The sequence below is a fragment of the Stutzerimonas stutzeri genome, assembly GCF_002890915.1.
Lineage (GTDB): Bacteria > Pseudomonadota > Gammaproteobacteria > Pseudomonadales > Pseudomonadaceae > Stutzerimonas > Stutzerimonas stutzeri_AF.
Map to the genome: position 1 here is coordinate 265,918 of NZ_POUT01000003.1, position 16,063 is coordinate 281,980.

Annotated in this window: 21 protein-coding genes; 20 read left to right on the forward strand and 1 reads right to left on the reverse strand. The window is 65.4% G+C overall.

The window, feature by feature from the left end; all coding sequences use genetic code 11:
• The first annotated feature begins 87 nt into the window (after positions 1-87).
• The 19 genes from guaA (at position 88) to CXK94_RS08395 (ending at position 13,976) form a co-directional block, all read left to right on the forward strand.
• On the forward strand, positions 88-1,668 hold the full coding sequence (gene guaA, locus CXK94_RS08320; protein ID WP_102893954.1) for a glutamine-hydrolyzing GMP synthase: 1,581 nt from the start codon (positions 88-90) through the stop codon (positions 1,666-1,668).
• A 216-nt stretch (positions 1,669-1,884) separates the two neighbouring features.
• Positions 1,885-3,153 (forward strand): tyrosine-type recombinase/integrase, encoded by a 1,269-nt coding sequence (locus CXK94_RS08325; protein WP_102893955.1) that lies wholly within the window; start codon positions 1,885-1,887, stop codon positions 3,151-3,153.
• Positions 3,153-3,551, forward strand: a complete 399-nt coding sequence (locus CXK94_RS08330; protein ID WP_102893956.1) for a hypothetical protein — start codon at positions 3,153-3,155, stop codon at positions 3,549-3,551. The genes CXK94_RS08325 and CXK94_RS08330 overlap by 1 nt, the downstream gene beginning before the upstream one ends.
• Positions 3,552-3,679: 128 nt before the next feature.
• Positions 3,680-3,943, forward strand: a complete 264-nt coding sequence (locus CXK94_RS08335) for a helix-turn-helix transcriptional regulator (RefSeq protein ID WP_102893957.1) — start codon at positions 3,680-3,682, stop codon at positions 3,941-3,943.
• Positions 3,940-4,119 carry a hypothetical protein gene (locus CXK94_RS08340; protein ID WP_102893958.1) on the forward strand — a complete coding sequence of 60 codons (180 nt, stop codon included), beginning with the start codon at positions 3,940-3,942 and terminating at the stop codon, positions 4,117-4,119. The genes CXK94_RS08335 and CXK94_RS08340 overlap by 4 nt, the downstream gene beginning before the upstream one ends.
• A 288-nt stretch (positions 4,120-4,407) precedes the next feature.
• The gene (locus tag CXK94_RS08345) at positions 4,408-4,617 is read left to right on the forward strand and encodes a hypothetical protein (protein ID WP_102893959.1); all 210 of its coding nucleotides are present in this window, start codon (positions 4,408-4,410) and stop codon (positions 4,615-4,617) included.
• Positions 4,614-7,337: a primase-helicase family protein gene (locus tag CXK94_RS08350; RefSeq protein WP_146032305.1), complete on the forward strand. Its 2,724-nt coding sequence runs from the start codon at positions 4,614-4,616 to the stop codon at positions 7,335-7,337. The genes CXK94_RS08345 and CXK94_RS08350 overlap by 4 nt, the downstream gene beginning before the upstream one ends.
• Before the next feature lie 662 nt (positions 7,338-7,999).
• Positions 8,000-8,197 carry a helix-turn-helix transcriptional regulator gene (locus tag CXK94_RS08355; RefSeq protein WP_102893961.1) on the forward strand — a complete coding sequence of 66 codons (198 nt, stop codon included), beginning with the start codon at positions 8,000-8,002 and terminating at the stop codon, positions 8,195-8,197.
• A 25-nt stretch (positions 8,198-8,222) separates the two neighbouring features.
• Positions 8,223-8,885 carry a hypothetical protein gene (locus CXK94_RS08360; protein ID WP_102893962.1) on the forward strand — a complete coding sequence of 221 codons (663 nt, stop codon included), beginning with the start codon at positions 8,223-8,225 and terminating at the stop codon, positions 8,883-8,885.
• 4 nt (positions 8,886-8,889) lie between these two features.
• Positions 8,890-9,276, forward strand: coding sequence for a hypothetical protein (locus tag CXK94_RS08365; protein WP_102893963.1), 387 nt, complete (start codon positions 8,890-8,892; stop codon positions 9,274-9,276).
• A 2-nt stretch (positions 9,277-9,278) separates the two neighbouring features.
• Entirely contained in the window at positions 9,279-9,416 is a 138-nt protein-coding gene (locus CXK94_RS22395; RefSeq protein WP_180984400.1) for a hypothetical protein, read from the forward strand.
• A 3-nt stretch (positions 9,417-9,419) separates the two neighbouring features.
• A complete protein-coding gene (locus CXK94_RS08370; RefSeq protein WP_102893964.1) occupies positions 9,420-10,070 on the forward strand; it encodes a hypothetical protein in 651 nt (216 codons plus the stop codon).
• A 67-nt stretch (positions 10,071-10,137) separates the two neighbouring features.
• Positions 10,138-10,335: a hypothetical protein gene (locus CXK94_RS08375; RefSeq protein WP_102893965.1), complete on the forward strand. Its 198-nt coding sequence runs from the start codon at positions 10,138-10,140 to the stop codon at positions 10,333-10,335.
• Entirely contained in the window at positions 10,332-10,502 is a 171-nt protein-coding gene (locus tag CXK94_RS22400) for a hypothetical protein (RefSeq protein ID WP_180984401.1), read from the forward strand. The genes CXK94_RS08375 and CXK94_RS22400 overlap by 4 nt, the downstream gene beginning before the upstream one ends.
• A gap of 9 nt (positions 10,503-10,511) precedes the next feature.
• On the forward strand, positions 10,512-10,757 hold the full coding sequence (locus CXK94_RS08380) for a hypothetical protein (RefSeq protein ID WP_102893966.1): 246 nt from the start codon (positions 10,512-10,514) through the stop codon (positions 10,755-10,757).
• Entirely contained in the window at positions 10,741-11,046 is a 306-nt protein-coding gene (locus tag CXK94_RS22255) for a hypothetical protein (RefSeq protein ID WP_146032306.1), read from the forward strand. Before CXK94_RS08380 ends, CXK94_RS22255 begins: the two co-directional genes overlap by 17 nt.
• Positions 11,036-11,524 carry a hypothetical protein gene (locus tag CXK94_RS08385; RefSeq protein WP_146032307.1) on the forward strand — a complete coding sequence of 163 codons (489 nt, stop codon included), beginning with the start codon at positions 11,036-11,038 and terminating at the stop codon, positions 11,522-11,524. Before CXK94_RS22255 ends, CXK94_RS08385 begins: the two co-directional genes overlap by 11 nt.
• Entirely contained in the window at positions 11,521-13,344 is a 1,824-nt protein-coding gene (locus CXK94_RS08390) for a terminase (RefSeq protein ID WP_180984402.1), read from the forward strand. The genes CXK94_RS08385 and CXK94_RS08390 overlap by 4 nt, the downstream gene beginning before the upstream one ends.
• 53 nt (positions 13,345-13,397) lie before the next feature.
• On the forward strand, positions 13,398-13,976 hold the full coding sequence (locus tag CXK94_RS08395; protein WP_102893968.1) for a hypothetical protein: 579 nt from the start codon (positions 13,398-13,400) through the stop codon (positions 13,974-13,976).
• 130 nt (positions 13,977-14,106) lie between these two features.
• Here the strand turns inward: CXK94_RS08395 and CXK94_RS08400 are convergent, their stop codons facing one another.
• Complete coding sequence (locus CXK94_RS08400; protein WP_102893969.1) at positions 14,107-15,534, reverse strand: PLP-dependent aminotransferase family protein; 1,428 nt, start codon at positions 15,532-15,534, stop codon at positions 14,107-14,109.
• Between the two features lie 90 nt (positions 15,535-15,624).
• Between CXK94_RS08400 and CXK94_RS08405 the strand changes: the two genes are divergently transcribed.
• On the forward strand, positions 15,625-16,044 hold the full coding sequence (locus CXK94_RS08405; protein ID WP_102893970.1) for a cupin domain-containing protein: 420 nt from the start codon (positions 15,625-15,627) through the stop codon (positions 16,042-16,044).
• Positions 16,045-16,063 lie beyond the last annotated feature (19 nt).

A 16,063-nucleotide genomic window follows, 5' to 3' on the forward strand; every position in this document is an offset into this window, starting at 1 on the left:
GAAGCTGGGGCCGGAAGCGATGACTTCCGGCTTTCACTTCCAGCTTCCGGCTTTTCAGCTTCAAGCTCTTTCCGAAGGAAAGCCACCATGTCTCATCCTGACATTCACGCCCACCGCATCCTGATCCTCGACTTCGGTTCGCAATACACCCAATTGATCGCCCGCCGTGTGCGCGAGATCGGCGTCTACTGCGAGCTGCACCCATGGGACATGAGCGAAGAGGATATCCGTGCCTTCGCTCCGCGCGGCATCATCCTCGCCGGTGGCCCGGAGTCGGTCCATGAGCAAGGCAGCCCGCGCGCGCCGCAGGTGGTGTTCGACCTCGGCGTGCCGCTGTTCGGTATCTGCTATGGCATGCAGACCATGGCCGAGCAGCTCGGCGGCAAGGTACAGGGCTCGGATATCCGCGAGTTCGGCTATGCGCGCGTCGACCTGGTCGGCAAGTCGAAGCTGTTCGACGGCATCGAGGACCACATGGACGACGACGGCGTGTTCGGCCTCGACGTCTGGATGAGCCATGGCGACAAGGTCACCGAGATTCCGGCCGGCTTCCACATCCTCGCCAGCACGCCGAGCTGCGCGATCGCCTCCATGGGCGACGACACCCGCGGCTACTACGGCGTGCAGTTCCACCCGGAAGTGACCCACACCCGCCAGGGCGGGCGCATCCTGTCGCGCTTCGCCCTGGAAATCTGCGGCTGCGAGGCGCTGTGGACGCCATCCAACATCGTCGAGGACGCTATCGCTCAGGTGCGCGCCCAGGTCGGCAATGCCAACGTGCTGCTCGGCCTTTCCGGCGGGGTGGATTCCTCGGTGGTCGCCGCATTGCTGCACAAGGCCATCGGCGACCAGTTGACCTGCGTGTTCGTCGACAACGGCCTGCTGCGCCTGCACGAGGGCGACCAGGTGATGGCCATGTTCGCCGAGAACATGGGCGTCAAGGTGATCCGCGCCGATGCCGAGGCGCAGTTCCTCGCCAACCTGGCCGGCGAAGCCGACCCGGAGAAGAAGCGCAAGATCATCGGCCGCACCTTCATCGACGTGTTCGACGCCCAGGCCAGCAAGCTGGAGAACATCAAGTTCCTCGCCCAGGGCACCATCTACCCGGACGTCATCGAGTCGGCCGGCGCCAAGAGCGGCAAGGCCCACGTGATCAAGTCGCACCACAACGTCGGCGGCCTGCCGGAAGAAATGAACCTGCAACTGGTCGAGCCGCTGCGCGAGCTGTTCAAGGACGAGGTGCGCAAGATCGGCCTGGAACTGGGCCTGCCCTACGACATGGTCTACCGCCACCCCTTCCCGGGCCCGGGCCTGGGCGTGCGCATCCTCGGCGAGGTGAAGAAGGAATACGCCGACCTGCTGCGCCGTGCCGACCACATCTTCATCGAGGAACTGCGCAACTTCGACTGGTACCACAAGACCAGCCAGGCCTTCGTGGTGTTCCAGCCGGTGAAATCGGTCGGTGTGGTCGGCGACGGCCGCCGCTACGCCTGGGTCGTCGCCCTGCGCGCGGTGGAAACCATCGACTTCATGACCGCGCGTTGGGCGCACCTGCCCTACGAGCTGCTGGAGAAGGTCTCCAACCGTATCATCAACGAGATCGAAGGCATCTCCCGCGTCACCTACGACGTGTCGAGCAAACCGCCGGCGACCATCGAGTGGGAATGATCCAGTAGCGTTTTTTACCGTTCAACGTCATTTGCAAAACCCGCCGAGGCCCCTGTAAACACAGGGGCCTTTGTGTTTCTGCCGTTCACTAACTATCATCGGGAAACACTTGCTGGCGACGGTCGATCTGGCGGCGGTTTCTGCCGACACCTCACCGACCGGATTTTTACCGCCAGCCCCCTGTGACGGTAAACGGTGACGGTAGAGGGCGCGAACGTGCTGACGGATACGAAACTCAAGAGCCTTAAGGGCCGGGAGAAGGCTTACAAGGTGGCGGACCGCGAAGGGCTTTACGTGGTCGTGTCGCCCAAGGGCACCGTGACCTTCCGGTACGACTACCGGATCGCCGGACGGCGCGAGACGCTGACCATTGGGCGCTACGGGGCGGACGCTATGTCGCTCGCCGAGGCGCGCGAGGAGCTGACCCTGGCGCGCAAGCTGGTGCATGACGGTATTTCTCCAGCCCAGCAGAAGGCCGAGGGGAAGAAGGCCACCAGCGATATCGACACGTTCGAGGCGCATGCCGGTATCTGGCTGCGCGACGCCGACCTGGCCGAGAGCACCGCAGCTATGCGCAAGAGCATCCTCGACCGGGACGTGCTGGCCGAGCTGGGCAAGCGCCGAATGGACGAGATCAAGCCGTCGCACGTCATCGCCCTGTGCGACAAGATCAAGGGGCGAGGGGCGCCGGCCACGGCGGTGCACGCCCGCGAAATCATCCAGCAGATTTACCGTCACGCCAGCGGGCGCGGCCTGGACCTAGAGAACCCCGCCGAGGCGGTCAAGTCGTCCAGCATCGCCACCTTCAAGCCGCGCGAGCGTGCACTGGCGCCGGACGAGATCCGCCGCTTCTTGGTGGCGCTGGATGGCTTGGGCGGCACTATGCCCATGTTCAAGCTGGCGCTGCGCGCGATCCTGCTGACGATGTGCCGCAAGGGCGAGATCATCCATGCGAAGTGGAACGAGGTCGACTTCGCCGGCGCGGTTTGGACCATCCCAGCGGCGCGGATGAAGGCCGGCAGGGCGCACCGCATCTACCTGAGCCGGCAGATGATCGACCTTCTGGTCGCGCTCAAGGCGTGGGCAGGGAGCAGCCCCTACGTGCTGCCCGGTCGGTATGAGACGGACCAGCCGATCAGCGACGCCACGCTGAACCGAGTCATTACCCTGACCCTCAAGAAGCTGGAGAAGGACGGCGACCCGATGCCGCCGTTTACCGTCCACGACCTGCGGCGCACCGGCTCGACGCTGCTGCACGAGGCGGGCTTCAATTCCGACTGGATCGAGAAGTGCCTGGCGCACGAGCAGAAGTCTGTGCGGGCGATCTACAACAAGGCGCAGTTCGCCGGCCAGCGCCGCGTCATGCTGCAAGCCTGGGCCGATATGGTCGACGCGTGGGTGCGCGGCGAGAGCGCGAAGACGATCATCAGCGAGGCCCGAATCGCGGCGATGGAAGCCGCCGACGGTATCGACGGGGATCTGTGATGCGCTCGCCCGCCGAGCTGCTACGCGAGGCCATGCGAGGCGACGCCACGGCTGCGGCCGAGCTGTGGCAAGCCATCGCCGAGGGCAGGGCGGACGACGCGACGACGCTCGCCTGGGCGCGTGAAGTGGCCGTGCAGGTTGTGGCTAAGGTGCTGCCGTCGGACCTTCCGGCGAATCGGCGCGCGGAAAAGGCCCGCATGGCGCTGGGCCTCGAAGGCCGGATCGACACCAACCGGGAGCTGGCCGATTGGGTGGAGTTTGCCGGCGACGGCGCAACAGCCTCGGAGCTGGCCGAGATCGCCGACTTGGTGGTGGACGTCGGCAAGGCTAAGCCGCACCAGCTCAAGCGAAAGATCGAGCACATTCGCCAGAAGCGAAGGAAGCAACCGAAGGAGTAGGCCCGCCGCGTACGGGCCTTTTTCTTGCCCCCTGCAGAACGCGCAACAAATCACACGGACGACTTTGTATCGCCCTGTGCCTAACTATCCGTGTCGTTCCATTCCTATCCGCACCGGAGAACGACACGATGCAACCAATCAAGCGAACGATCCGCCGCCCGGAAGTCCTGGCGAAAACCGGCCTTTCGGCCACCACCATCTACAACCTGGAGAAGCGCGGCGAGTTCCCCCAGCACTTCATGCTGACGCCGCGCTGCGCCGTCTGGTTCGAAGCAGAGGTCGACGCTTGGCTCGACGAGCGTATGGCTGCGCCGGCCAAGTCCACCCCGGCGCCGGACGTGGCGCTGCGCAAGTCCAGCCGTGGGCGTGTGGCCCTGGAGGTGCGGGCATGAACCTGCAAGCAATGGACGCCCTCGTAGCCCGCTTGCTTCAAGCGCAGGCCGTCCTCAGCGCGTGCCGGGCGGCCGAGGGCACCCTGGCCCAATACGAAGTGCTTAACGCGATGTGGGCTGCCCAGGATCTGCTGCAACAGGCCCTGGAATCCGCCGGCAAGCTGCAGAACAAATAGTCCAGCCGATCCACCCTGAAGGCCCGCCATCGCGCGGGCCTTTTCGTTGATCCGTACAACCGGCTAGATGTTTGACGTTGCTTTTGGCGGTTGGTTAAATGGCCCCAGCAGAAAGCCGGCCGGGTGGCTCAAGTCCCGGATCGCCACCAGTTGCGCCGCCGTGATCGCCATCCGACGGGAGGCTGGCCGGCGCAGCGAATACCGGGTGCATCCGGCAGATGGCGCAGTGAGAAGTCACTGCGCCTTTTTCATTTCTGCGCGCAGTGACTTCGGACCCGAGGTCACACAATGGAAATCGAGCACATCACCAGCGGCATCGAAGAATACCGCCTGACCTGCGCGGAGTTCGCCGCGCTGAACCGCGTCAAGCCCGAAACCGTCCGCGAGCGCATTTGCCGGACCGGCTCATATCACGGCGTTCGCCCCCGCAAACTCGCCAGCCGCCGCCTGCTGTTCCCTGCCGTGCAGGTTGCTCTGGTGCAAGGGGGTGAGGAATGAGCGCCGGAAATGAAAACGCCCAACGTGTGACCAGCACGTCGGGCGTCGATACAGCAGAGCAGCTTGGTGAGAGAACAAGCGTCGACAGTATGGCGGCTGTACAAGAAATGAGCAACCGCCCAGCTGCGAGCACGTCCGACACCCTTGCGGTTCTTCGTCATTCCAACCTGCACCTGGCGAAAACCTGGCTGGCCGACGGCGAGATCAGCGCCTACGGCGACGGAAAGCAGTTCAGCCTGGAGCCGGTCGAGGTGGGCGACATTTTCGGGCTGTCTGAATTGCTGCAGCGCCTGGAGCGCGACAAGCATGCGTGCGTCATACGCGGGCGCTACGTAGGCGACGAACTGGCGAAGGAACGCACCGCGCCGGAGGACTACAGGCGCGGCAAGGTGCTGCGACGGAAAACGCATTTCGACGACCAGCCGCTGCACTCGGTGCTGATCGAGGTAGACGACTTCGAGCCGATCACCGCCGATCCGATCCTCGAGCCGGCGCTGGCGGTCGAGGAGTTCATCCAGAGCAGCCTGCCCGACCCGTTCCTTTGCGCCAGCTACCACTGGCAGCTATCGAACAGCGCTGGCTGGCGCAAGAATGTCGGCAAGCTCAAGGTACATATTTGGTTCTGGCTGTCGGAGCCGCGCACGTCTGCCGAGCTGAAAGAGTGGGCCGGGGCTGTCGGTCTTCCCGCTGACACGTCGGTATTCGACTCAATCCAAGTCCACTACACCAGCGCCCCCGTGTTCCAAGTCGGCGTCTCCGACCCGGTGCCCGTGCGCAGCGGCTTCGTGCATGGCCTGTGCAGCGACTCGGTAGAGCTGGACATTGAGCCGGCGATCCTCGCGGCGGCTGCTGAGCGTGCGCAACGCAAGCGGCGCAACCCGCTGGAGCGTACCGGCGAGCACGACGACCTGGCCGAGTACCTGCTGGGGAAGTGGGAGGTGCGCGGCGAAACCCCGGACGGTACCGGACTGCACATCCGCTGCCCCTTCGACGCTGAGCACACCAGCGACACGGGGCCTTCCTCAACGACCTACTTCCTGAAAGGCACGGGCAGCTTCGAGCGCGGGCATTTCGTCTGCAAGCACGACCACTGCGCGGGGCGCACCGACGGCGACTTCCTGCATGCGATCGGCTACCTGGGCGACGACTTCGACGATCTGCCCGAGCCGAGCGAGGAGGAGAAGGCCGAGCAGGAGGCAATCCGCCAGCGCAATGCGGAGCGCGCCGAGCGCATCGCAGAGGCTGCTGTCGAGCGTGCCCGATTCGAGGGTGGCCGTGACGCCCTGGAAGCCGAACGGCGGGAGTACCAGAAGCGGGAGAACGAGAAGATCGGCGAGGGCGAGCACAAGATCCCCGTGGCCGAGCTGGTCACGCTGGAGGCGGCGATCAACCGCTTCGTGTTCCTGGCCGATGGCTCGCGCGTGGCCGACGTGTTCAACCCGCACTATGACCTGGCCTTCGCCGACTGGGCCGCAGCGCATGCCGCATCGGTCGAGACTTTCCCGCAGCCCGACAAGGAACTGGCCAACGGCAAGACCAAGAAAATGCCCGACAAGATTGTCGCGGTGAGCGAGTTGTGGCGCGCATCACCCCGGCGCAAGACCGCCGTGTGCCGGACGTTCAAGGCTGGCGGTGCGCTGGTGCTGCCCGACCCGGAGGGGCGCATGGCGCTCAACACTTGGCGCCCGTTCGACCGTAGCCTGGCAGTGGATGACCTGCAGGTGGCTGGCGTGGACCTGTTCGTCGAGCACGTCAACTTCCTGTTCGGCGCCGATGCTGACCGCTTCCTCGACTGGCTTGCCCACATCGAGCAGCGCCCAGGCGAGCTACCACACACCGGATGGCTGCACATCGCCAAGAACTTCGGCATGGGCCGCAACTGGCTGTCGTCGGTACTGGCTCGCGTGTGGGCCGGCGCCGTGGCCGTCAACCTGGATCTGGTCGGCATGCTGCGCACCGGTTTCAACGGGCGCCTGTCGCGCAAGGTGCTGGCGGTGGTCGACGAGATTCGCGAGGGCGGGCGGGATTCGCAGTGGGAGCACAGCGAGAAGCTGAAAAGCACCATCACTGAGGAAACCCGCGTCATCAACCCGAAGTTCGGGCGCCAGTCCGTTGAGTTCAACGCTTGCCGCTGGCTGATGTTCTCGAATCACCTGTCGGCGATCCCGCTGGAGAGTGGCGACCGGCGCGTCGAGGTCGTGGCGACCGAAGCCGCACCGAGGGGCGCGGACTACTACGCCAAGCTGTACGCCGCTTTGAAGTCGCCGCAGTTCATCGCCGCCGTGGCTGCGTTCCTTGGCAGTCGTGACCTGAGCCGCTTCAACCCCGGCGCGCACGCCGCGAACACCGAGGCGAAGAAAGCCGCGACGAAAGCCAGCCAGTCGCCGATGGCCGAGGCGTGCCAGATGCTAATTGACCACTGGCCCGCCGACGTCATCACTGCGGCGCAACTGTTCGAGGTGTTGACGGGCCAGTCGGACGGCTCGGTCTCGTCCGCGCATCGCCGGACCCTGGAGCAGTTCGGCATCGAGGCGCTACCCAAGCCGGTGAAGGTCAACGGCAAGGCCGTGCGCGTGTCGGCGGTGCGGAACAAAGGGCGGTGGAAGGCCGAGGCGGACCCGGCAGCAATCCGGGGGGAGTTGGCCAAGGTCGAGTTGGACCCCCTCGATATGCACTGCGCGCGGGACTACCTACTGGATCTGGTGGCCGACAAGGCGTAAGGGCGTCGGCAGTTTGCAGAGGGCATCGGGGCCGCCAGGGATGGCGGCCTTTTGCTGTGTGCGGATGGCGTGCGGTTACAGTGGTTACAGCGGTTACGCTGGTTTTATATCGGAGCCTGGAAAGAAATTCTCTTTTTTCTTTTAGCTGGGCTTTATGGAATCAGCGTAACCAGCGTAACCGCTGTAACCGCAACCACCGGAACAGGGCGGATTGCAGAAAATCTCAGGTTCGAGCGCCGCCAGCACCGCGCGAAAGCGAAGCGCTTCGCAACGGGCAGTCTGCACATTTCTGCGGAAAACGCAGTTGGTCAAAAAATAACCAATTGCTTCGCCGCACGCGGCTGCCGGTAGCGTGAGGATGCCGCCAGCGTAACGGCTCCCGCCAATCGCTCATTTCCTATCGCTGCCTATCCGAATCATTGCTTACCAATCATTAACCGGACTCGGTGCGCCCAGCAGCGGCGCGACATTCAGCGATCCGGCTGGATTCTTTACCGTCAAGTCCGCCGCCCCGGCGCGCCGGTAATTCACTGACCCGCCCTGGCGCATTTCTTGGTGCGCTTTTCTGGAAGCCCCGAATGGCGCGGCCTCCAGCGGTGCACGTGACTCCTTGAGCAGCCTTTAGCCTGTACGGGTGATTACTAGCACTCAGGAACTAGCGAATGGCAACCATCAAGCTCCTTACCTTCTCCGAAGCCGCCGAAGCGGTCGGACTGCACGAATCGACGGTGCGCCGGCTGGTCCAGCGCGGCGAGTTCGCGGCGCCTTTGATCCTTTCTCCGCGCCGGATCGCGTTCCGCGAGAAGGACGTCGAGGCCTGGCTTAACTCGCGCCCGGTACAGCAACCCGACAACCAGTAACCAGTCCCAGCAGAGAGCGATAGACATGACCGCACACGTTCAACAAATCAGACAACAGCAGCGCGAGCTGCTGGCCGAGCTGGACAAGCAAAGGATCGACCACGCCCAGCGCGCCCTGCAGCTCGTCGCGGACCCCACCGACCCGGATCTGATCGAGGCCGTCGAGGCATCGGTCGCCCGTATTGAGGCCCTGCAGAAGCGCCTGGCGCTGTTCGAGGCGGCTATCAGTGGCGCCCACGTGAAGGACGCCCAGGACGCCGAAGCGGCGCGTCTTAGTTTCGCAGTCGAGGCCCGCGAGCGGGCCAAAGGCTTGTGCGTCAAGCGCGAAGCGGTTGCGGGCCAAATCGACAAAACCATCGCAGTGCTGGGCAAGCAACTGGCCGAGTTCAATGACCTGTCCGCGCAGATCAGCCGCGCCGCGCACGACTGCACCAAGTCGATCACTGACAAGGATGACCGCTTCCGCCTGCAGAAGCTGCACCAGACCGCTTCGCTGGCGCGCGCGGGCATAGATCACTCTCTCGGAGTGGCCCTGGTCGCAGCGCATGTCGGCGACGCCTTGGCAGAGGGCCGACCGGACCCCTTGGGGATGTTCAAGCGCGCTGAGGCGAAACCTCTTGCTGAATGCCTGAACTATCGCCAGGACAAGCTGCTGGCACACCTTGACGCCCAACTGCGCGGAGTATGACTCGATGATCCTTGACCACGGACTGACCTTCTCCGACCGCCAGCAGCTCATTGCCAGCGGCACCAGCACCAACACCATCGAGGCGCCCCAAGCCGCACCGGCAGGCGAAAGCCTCGCGCTGCACGTTACCGTCATCGAGGAAACCGACACCGTGCTCGAAGTCGGCGACACCGCCCCGAGCCTGGCCGTGACTCTGCAGGACAGCGCCGACGGCGTGACCTTCGCCGACGTGGTGACGGTGAACAAGCCGGCAGCGCGCCGAGTGTTCGGCCTGCCGCTCGAAGGCCTCCCGATGCGCAAGTTCGCCCGCCTGAGCTACACGCTGAGCGGCGACGCCCCGACCTACACCATCACCGCCGCCCTGGTGCTGGGCGAGTCCTACGGAGCCTGACCATGACCGACCTTTACGACCTGATGATCCTGGCCGGCGCTGCGCCGTTGCACGACGCCGAGCCGACCCTGCTTTGCCCTGCACCGGAAGCCGACGCCGGCACCGAGACCGACACCGACGCCAGCGGCGAGGAGAACTGAGCCATGTACGAGAAATGGGAATCCGAGCACTCGGCAACCGAAACCCAGGTGCGCGAGGAGCTGGGCTTGCTGAACCAACCGGTGAAGGCCGAGCGCGACGACAACGACGACCCGTTCGCCAACATGTTTCCGAGCATGGCGGAGGCGAAGTCCGAGGCCAAGACCGCCCCGGCTGCGCCGCTGGTCGAGGTGCCGGCAGATATACAAGCCATGCGCGAGCAGGCACGGGCCGAAGACCCCGCGCTTCGCATGTACCCGCCTGAAAAGCAGATCACGGCCATTTCCGAGAACGCATTCGACAGCGTGCCGGACATGCCCCAGGAGCAGCGCGTCGCCGTCGCCCACGAGCTGCGCCGGATGACCGCCGACCTGGGCTTCGGCAACAACGACGTGAGCGAGCTGAACAACCGCATCCGCCAGATCGAGGCCAACCCGCTCGACGTCGGCCAGGCCCGCGCCGAGGCGTCGAAGCTGCTGGTGCGCGAGTTCGGCAAGGATGCAGATCGCGCACTCGCCGACGCTCGCAAGCTGGTGATGCGCGATCCGCGCGTGGCGCAGATCATCGAGCAGACCGGCCTGGGCGACGACCCGCAGACCATCCTCAAGTTCGCCAAGCAGGCGCGCAGCCTTCGCCAGAAGGGGAAACTGAAATGATCCCGCTGACCTTTGAGCTGCTTACCGCCGCGCTGGCCCTGCTCGCCATCGTCGAGGAGGTGCTGGCATGACCACCGACAAGACCATTGCGCTGGTCGAGCAGTGCGAGGGGCTGGCCATCAAGGCCGGCATCCTCGACGCGCACGACGTGCACGTGCGCCGAGAGGTGCGCGTGGCCCTGCTCGACGCCTTCGCGGCATCGCAGCGGGCCGCGTGCCTCGGCGACCTGCTGGACATGCGACGGATGAAGGGGGTGCAGGCATGACCCTGGCCGAGCGTTTCGAGCAACAGCAGCCGGTCGTTATCGACTGGCTGCGCCGGCAGCATTGGGGCGCCGACGCGCTCGCGCTCCAAGTGCATCACAACCCTTATCTGGTGGCGATCCTGCACGAGTACATCGAGCGGGAGCAGGCACTACAGGCCGCAGCGTGAGGTGAGCGAATGGCAAAGCGCATGGTGGCGGTGAACGAGCTGAATCTGCGCATTGGTGAGGATCACTGCAACGCGAAGCTGAGCAACCGAGACGTGGACTCGATCCGCGAACTGCACGAGGAGCACGGCGCGTCCTACGACCGGCTCTTGGACTGGTTTCCGGTGAGCAAGTCGCTGATAGCGAAGATTTGCCGGTACGAGATACGCGCGCAGACGCCAATGCGCTGGAGAGCGCCCCGTGCGCCGAGGAAATAACGGCACCGGCTACGTTCCGACCCGGCTTGTTGCGCTTGCCTGCAACGCGACGGGGCACCCCGTCGGCGCCAGCCATCCCAACGCGAAACACGACGACACCCTACCGGCCCGAGCGCGCGAGATGCGCGCCCAGGGCTTGACCTATCGAGCCATCGGCGAGGCCTTGGGCGTGAGCGAGTGGACCGCGCGGCATTGGGCCGTCGGCGACCGCCGCAACGTGCCGGCCCAGCGCACGATCATGCGTCGCGTGCCGGTGCAGCAGCATGAGGAGCAGCACATTGACCAGTGAAGTACAGCGCGCCGAGGGCGGGCTATTTATCCCAGGGCACGCGCCCCGCAGCCCCGGCAGGCCGAAGGGGCAAGGCCCCAGCGCTGCCGAGCAGGTGCGTGCGCTGATCGAGCCGCACAAGGCCGAGATCATTGCGAAGGCCGTCGAACTGGCCAAGGCCGGCGACCCGCAGTCGCTGCGCCTGTGCCTGGAGCGACTGGCACCAGCGCCACGGCCCGAGGCCGAGAAGGTAGTCGTGCCGGGGCTGGCCGATGCGCCGACCCTGCAGGCGAAGGCGACAGCCATCCTGGCCGCAGTGGCTGGGGGGCAGATCAGCGCCGAGGCCGGCGACAAGCTGCTGCGGATGCTGGACACCTACGGAAAGGCCGTGGTGCTGGACGAGCACGAGCGGCGCTTGCGCGCCATCGAGGAAGGCAAGCCCCGCCCCGGTGTGGCGGCACTGCTGGGCGACCGCTACGACGCGGAGGGCCTGGTATGAGCGTGCAAGCATTCGAGCGCCGGCTGGCGACCCTGGAGGCGGCGAAGGCATCGGCGGGCACGGGCGACCTGCGCCAGCAGATCCTGCACGCCCGTACCGTTGGCCCTGCGCCGACGCACACCCGCGACGAGCTGCAGGAACTGGCCGAGGGCGACAACGCCACCGGGCGCATTGCGCGCGGCTGGCTGCGCATTGGCTACGTGCTGCCAGGGCGCCCACGTGGGGAGCAGACGCCGGCAATCGACCCTGCCACGGCACTGCCGGCAATGGCAGGCTACCTGTACGACAAACCGCTAGAGTTTGTGCTGTTCGCCTATGACTGGACGCGCGACCGCTCGCTGGCCGTCGTTGAGCTGCCCGAACGGTGGAGGCTGATCTACGACAGCGAGCACGGGCCGGATGCGTGGGCGTGCGAGCTGCTGGAGCACTTGGGCGACTCGGTGCGCGCTCGCGGCTTCGATGGGCGCAACGCGGTGGACGCGATCCGCGAGGCCATCAGCTCCGGCCACGGTATCGGCAAGTCTGCGATTACCGCCTGGCTGGTCAACTGGATCATGTCCACCCGTCCGAACGCGCGCGGCGTGGTCACTGCCAACACCGCCCCGCAGCTCGAATCGAAGACCTGGGCGGAGATCGGCAAGTGGACGAAGCGCAGCGTGTTCTGCGCATGGTTCGACGTGACGACCGGCAAGGGGTCCATGCGGATGACGGCCAAGGGCTTCGCTGAGTCCTGGCGCTGCGATGCGCAGACGTGCCGGGAGGAGAACAGCGAGAGCTTCGCCGGCCTGCACGCCGCCGACTCGACGGCCTTCTACGTGCTCGACGAGGCGTCCGCTATCCCGGCTGCGATTTGGGAGGTTCTGGAGGGCGGTTTGACCGACGGCGAGCCGCACGTCTATGCCTTCGGCAACCCGACCCGGAACAGCGGGCGCTTCTTCGAGGCGTTCAACGGCCAGCGGCACCGCTGGCACAGCCGGCAGATCGACAGCCGCAGTTGCCAGATCACCAACAAGAACCAGATTCAGGAGTGGATCGACGACTACGGCATCGGCTCCGACTTCGTGAAGGTCCGCGTGCTCGGCCAGTTCCCGAGCGCCAGCAGCCTGCAGTTCATCGGGCGCGAGCTGGTCAACGACGCCCAGGTGCGGGAGGTCGAGATCGAGCGTTTCCAGCCCGTCATTCTCGGCGTTGACCCGGCCCGCTTCGGCGGCGACGCCTCGGTCATCTGGACCCGGCAGGGGAGGAACGCGCGGGACATTCCTCCGATCCGCCTGCAGGGTGTGGACACGATGACCCTGGCCGCGCGAGTGGCTGAGCACGCGAACTTTCTGCGCGGTGCTGGACATAGCGTCATCATCAACGTGGACGGCGGCGGCGTGGGCGGCGGAGTGATTGACCGGCTGCGGTCGGTCGGCTTCGACGTGAACGAGGTGCAGTTCGGATCGAGGGCGCTGGACCCGCGCCGCTGGGCCAACCGGCGCGCGGAGATTTGGGGCCTGATGCGCGAATGGCTGGCCGGTGGTGCGATCCCGCGCGACGAGGGACTGGCGACGGACCTGTGCGCGGTGGAATACGGCTACAACGCCGCCGACGCGATCCTGCTGGAGAAGAAGGAGTCGATGAAGGCGCGCGGCTTGGCCTCGCCCGACTCGGCGGACGCCCTGGCCGTCACCTTCGCTGTGCCGGTGGCGCTGACCGTGCCGGGGCAGGAGCATCTGGAGCGGAACGACCAGCGCCGCGAGTACAACCCGTATGCGAGCACGCCGCGCGGCGACAAGCGCCGAGGCTACGATCCACTCGGCGCCCTGGGGCGTAGGTAATTGCACCGCCATTGCGCTATAACTCCCGGCTTCGCAACGGAGCCGGGGGCGGCATGAAAGGATGGCGGGCGATCAAATGGGCGCAGCGCCGTGTGCGCTGGGGCATGACAGGCCACGTTCACACCGACCGCGAAGTGCTCGAAGCGGTCCACGATCTGTACAAAGAGGACTTCATAACCAAGGTCAACGCAGGCGACGGGAGACCCATGATCCCTATCGACGTCCGCGCTGTCGCGTCTTCCTTGGGTATGAACGCCGACATGCTGTTCGGTCGGCTTTACTACGACCTGGCGCACCGGCTGCGCGTGCGTGACCCGAACAACTCGACGTTGGTTGCTGCATCGTTGTTCGAGCTTAAGGTCGGGACGGACAAGCACGTCGTTAACATCCCATACTTGGCTGCCGAGCTGGCACGGCAGAATGAGCAGCGGGCGCGCCACATCTGGACCGTCTGGCTGGCCATCCTGGCGCTTACCGTGTCGGTTGCCTCTGCCATTCTGCAGTACCGCGCCCCCGAGCCGCTTACGGTCACGCAGTCTACGAGCGCTGGCCAAGGTGTTGCGTGTCTGCGACCATTGCAAACGTCGCCCTCTCAAGCGACAGGGCCGAGCACATTTCCCGATGGACGGTAAATATGACGCCTGTTCTCAAGGGGCTTGAGCTGGAGGCCCAGCATTTATGCGGTTTACGGCCTTCTCGTTGATAATTGAGTGGGAGTGATCCCGCAACGCTGCATGAAGAAACCGGCTTAGGCCGGTTTTTTCATGGGCGCGGGTTGAAGCCGAGACGCCGGACGATATCGACCAAGCGATCGCAGGCTTTCGCGAGTTCCTTGGTCGGTGATGTCGCAACGCCCAACAAGAGTCCGGACCGGCTGCTCTGCGTAGAGGCATACCAAGCCGAGAGCGGGACCGGAAGCATGCCGAAAGCCAGCATCTCACGCGCAATGCTGAGATCCGACGTGCCATCGGGCAACCGCAGCAGGACGGCCAGGCCCGTCGCCGTGAGGCCATCGGTGTCGAAATGGGGCCGCAGCTCCGCCAGCAGATCTTCCCGTTTGGCGGCATAGGCGCGCTTCAAACGGCGCAGGTGGCGCAGATAATGGCCTTCGCGCATGAATTCCGCAGTCGCGAGTTGCGTGGAGGGGCCCGGCGGCGGGGCGAGACAGGCTGCAACCTCGGCAAAGCGGGCCATGAGCTCGACTGGCGCAACGATAAACCCAAGGCGGAGTGTCGGGCTGATCGTCTTGCTGAACGAGCCGATGTGGATGACCCGCCCGGCGCGATCGAGCGATGCCAGCGCCGGCGCGGCCCGCCCGGCCAGTTGCAGCTCGCTCAGATAGTCGTCCTCGATGACCCAGGCCCCGCTCGCGGCGGCCCAGTCGAGCAGGCGCAGGCGCCGTTCGAGTGACAAGGTCGTTCCGAGCGGCGCCTGCTGCCCGGGCGTCACCACCACCAGCCTGGCGTCGGGGGCGTGGCGCAGGCCATGGTCGATGTCGATACCGTCAGCATCGACAGGGATCGGCGAGAGAGACAAGCGAGCCAGTTCGAGCCCCTTGCGGGTGAACGGGAAGCCCGGCTCTTCCATCCAGGCTTGCTCGCCTTCGAGACCCAGCACCCGGAGCGCCAGTCCCAGTCCCGCGGCATAGCCACCGGTGACGATGATCTGCGACGGCGAGCAGTCGATGCCGCGGGCGATGGCGAGGTAGCCTGCGATCTCGCGCCTGAGTTCGAGCTCGCCACGCGGGTCCGGATAGCGGGGCGCCGCGCTCGCTTCGGCGCGCACCGCATTGGCGCGGATGCGTGCGAAGAGCGTGGCCGGAAAGGTCTCCGTTGCCGGGACGCCCATCTGGAAGAGGGCCGGCCCCTGGGTCATCTCCTGGTAGATCTCCATGAAGGACCCGGGATCCGGCCGCGGTTCGCTCTTCACCACCGCGCGAGGACGCGGGGCGACGCGGGTTCCACTCGCGCGGGACGCGACGATCAGCTGGCCCGCATCCAGCTTCTCATAGGCTGCCTGCACGGTGCCCCGGGCGACGCCGAGCTGGGCGGCGAGGTCTTGCCAAGAGGGCAGGCGGGCGCCCGGTTCCAGCACGCCGCTTTCGATCGCGGTCGCAATGCCGCGCCGGATTTGCTCGGTGAGCGGCGTCTTGGCGGAGCGGTCAAGGTTCAGGTTCAGGGGCTTCGTCATGCTGTCGTAGTACAGTATTTTTCAGCGTTTTTGGTTCTTTTTTCTGGTCCTGTGCGGCGCTATCTTGCGTGTGGCAGAAGGAGAAAGTCCATGAAGATGCGATCCATCGTTACCGCTACCTGCGCGGCCCTCGCAGTTGCCAGTGCGTCGTCGGTCTTGGCTCACGAAGCCCAGGCCGAAAGCGTCACCCAGAACTTCGAGCAGCCCATTCCCAATCTTCCCGGCAAGTCGTTGATCGCCGTGGAAGTCGATTATGCGCCCGGCGCGGCTTCCCCGGCCCATACTCACGCGAAATCGGCCTTCATCTACGCCTACGTGATCTCGGGCGCGATCGAGTCGAAGGTGAACGATGGCGAGACGCGTATCTATCAGGCCGGCGAGAGCTTTGCCGAACCGCCGAACGCGCGCCATTCGATCAGCCGCAACGCGAGCAAGACCGAGCCGGCGAAGCTGCTCGCGGTCTTCGTCCTCGACACCGGCGACAACCCGCTGACCACTCCCACTAAATGACCTTCGAGGGAAGAGCAAC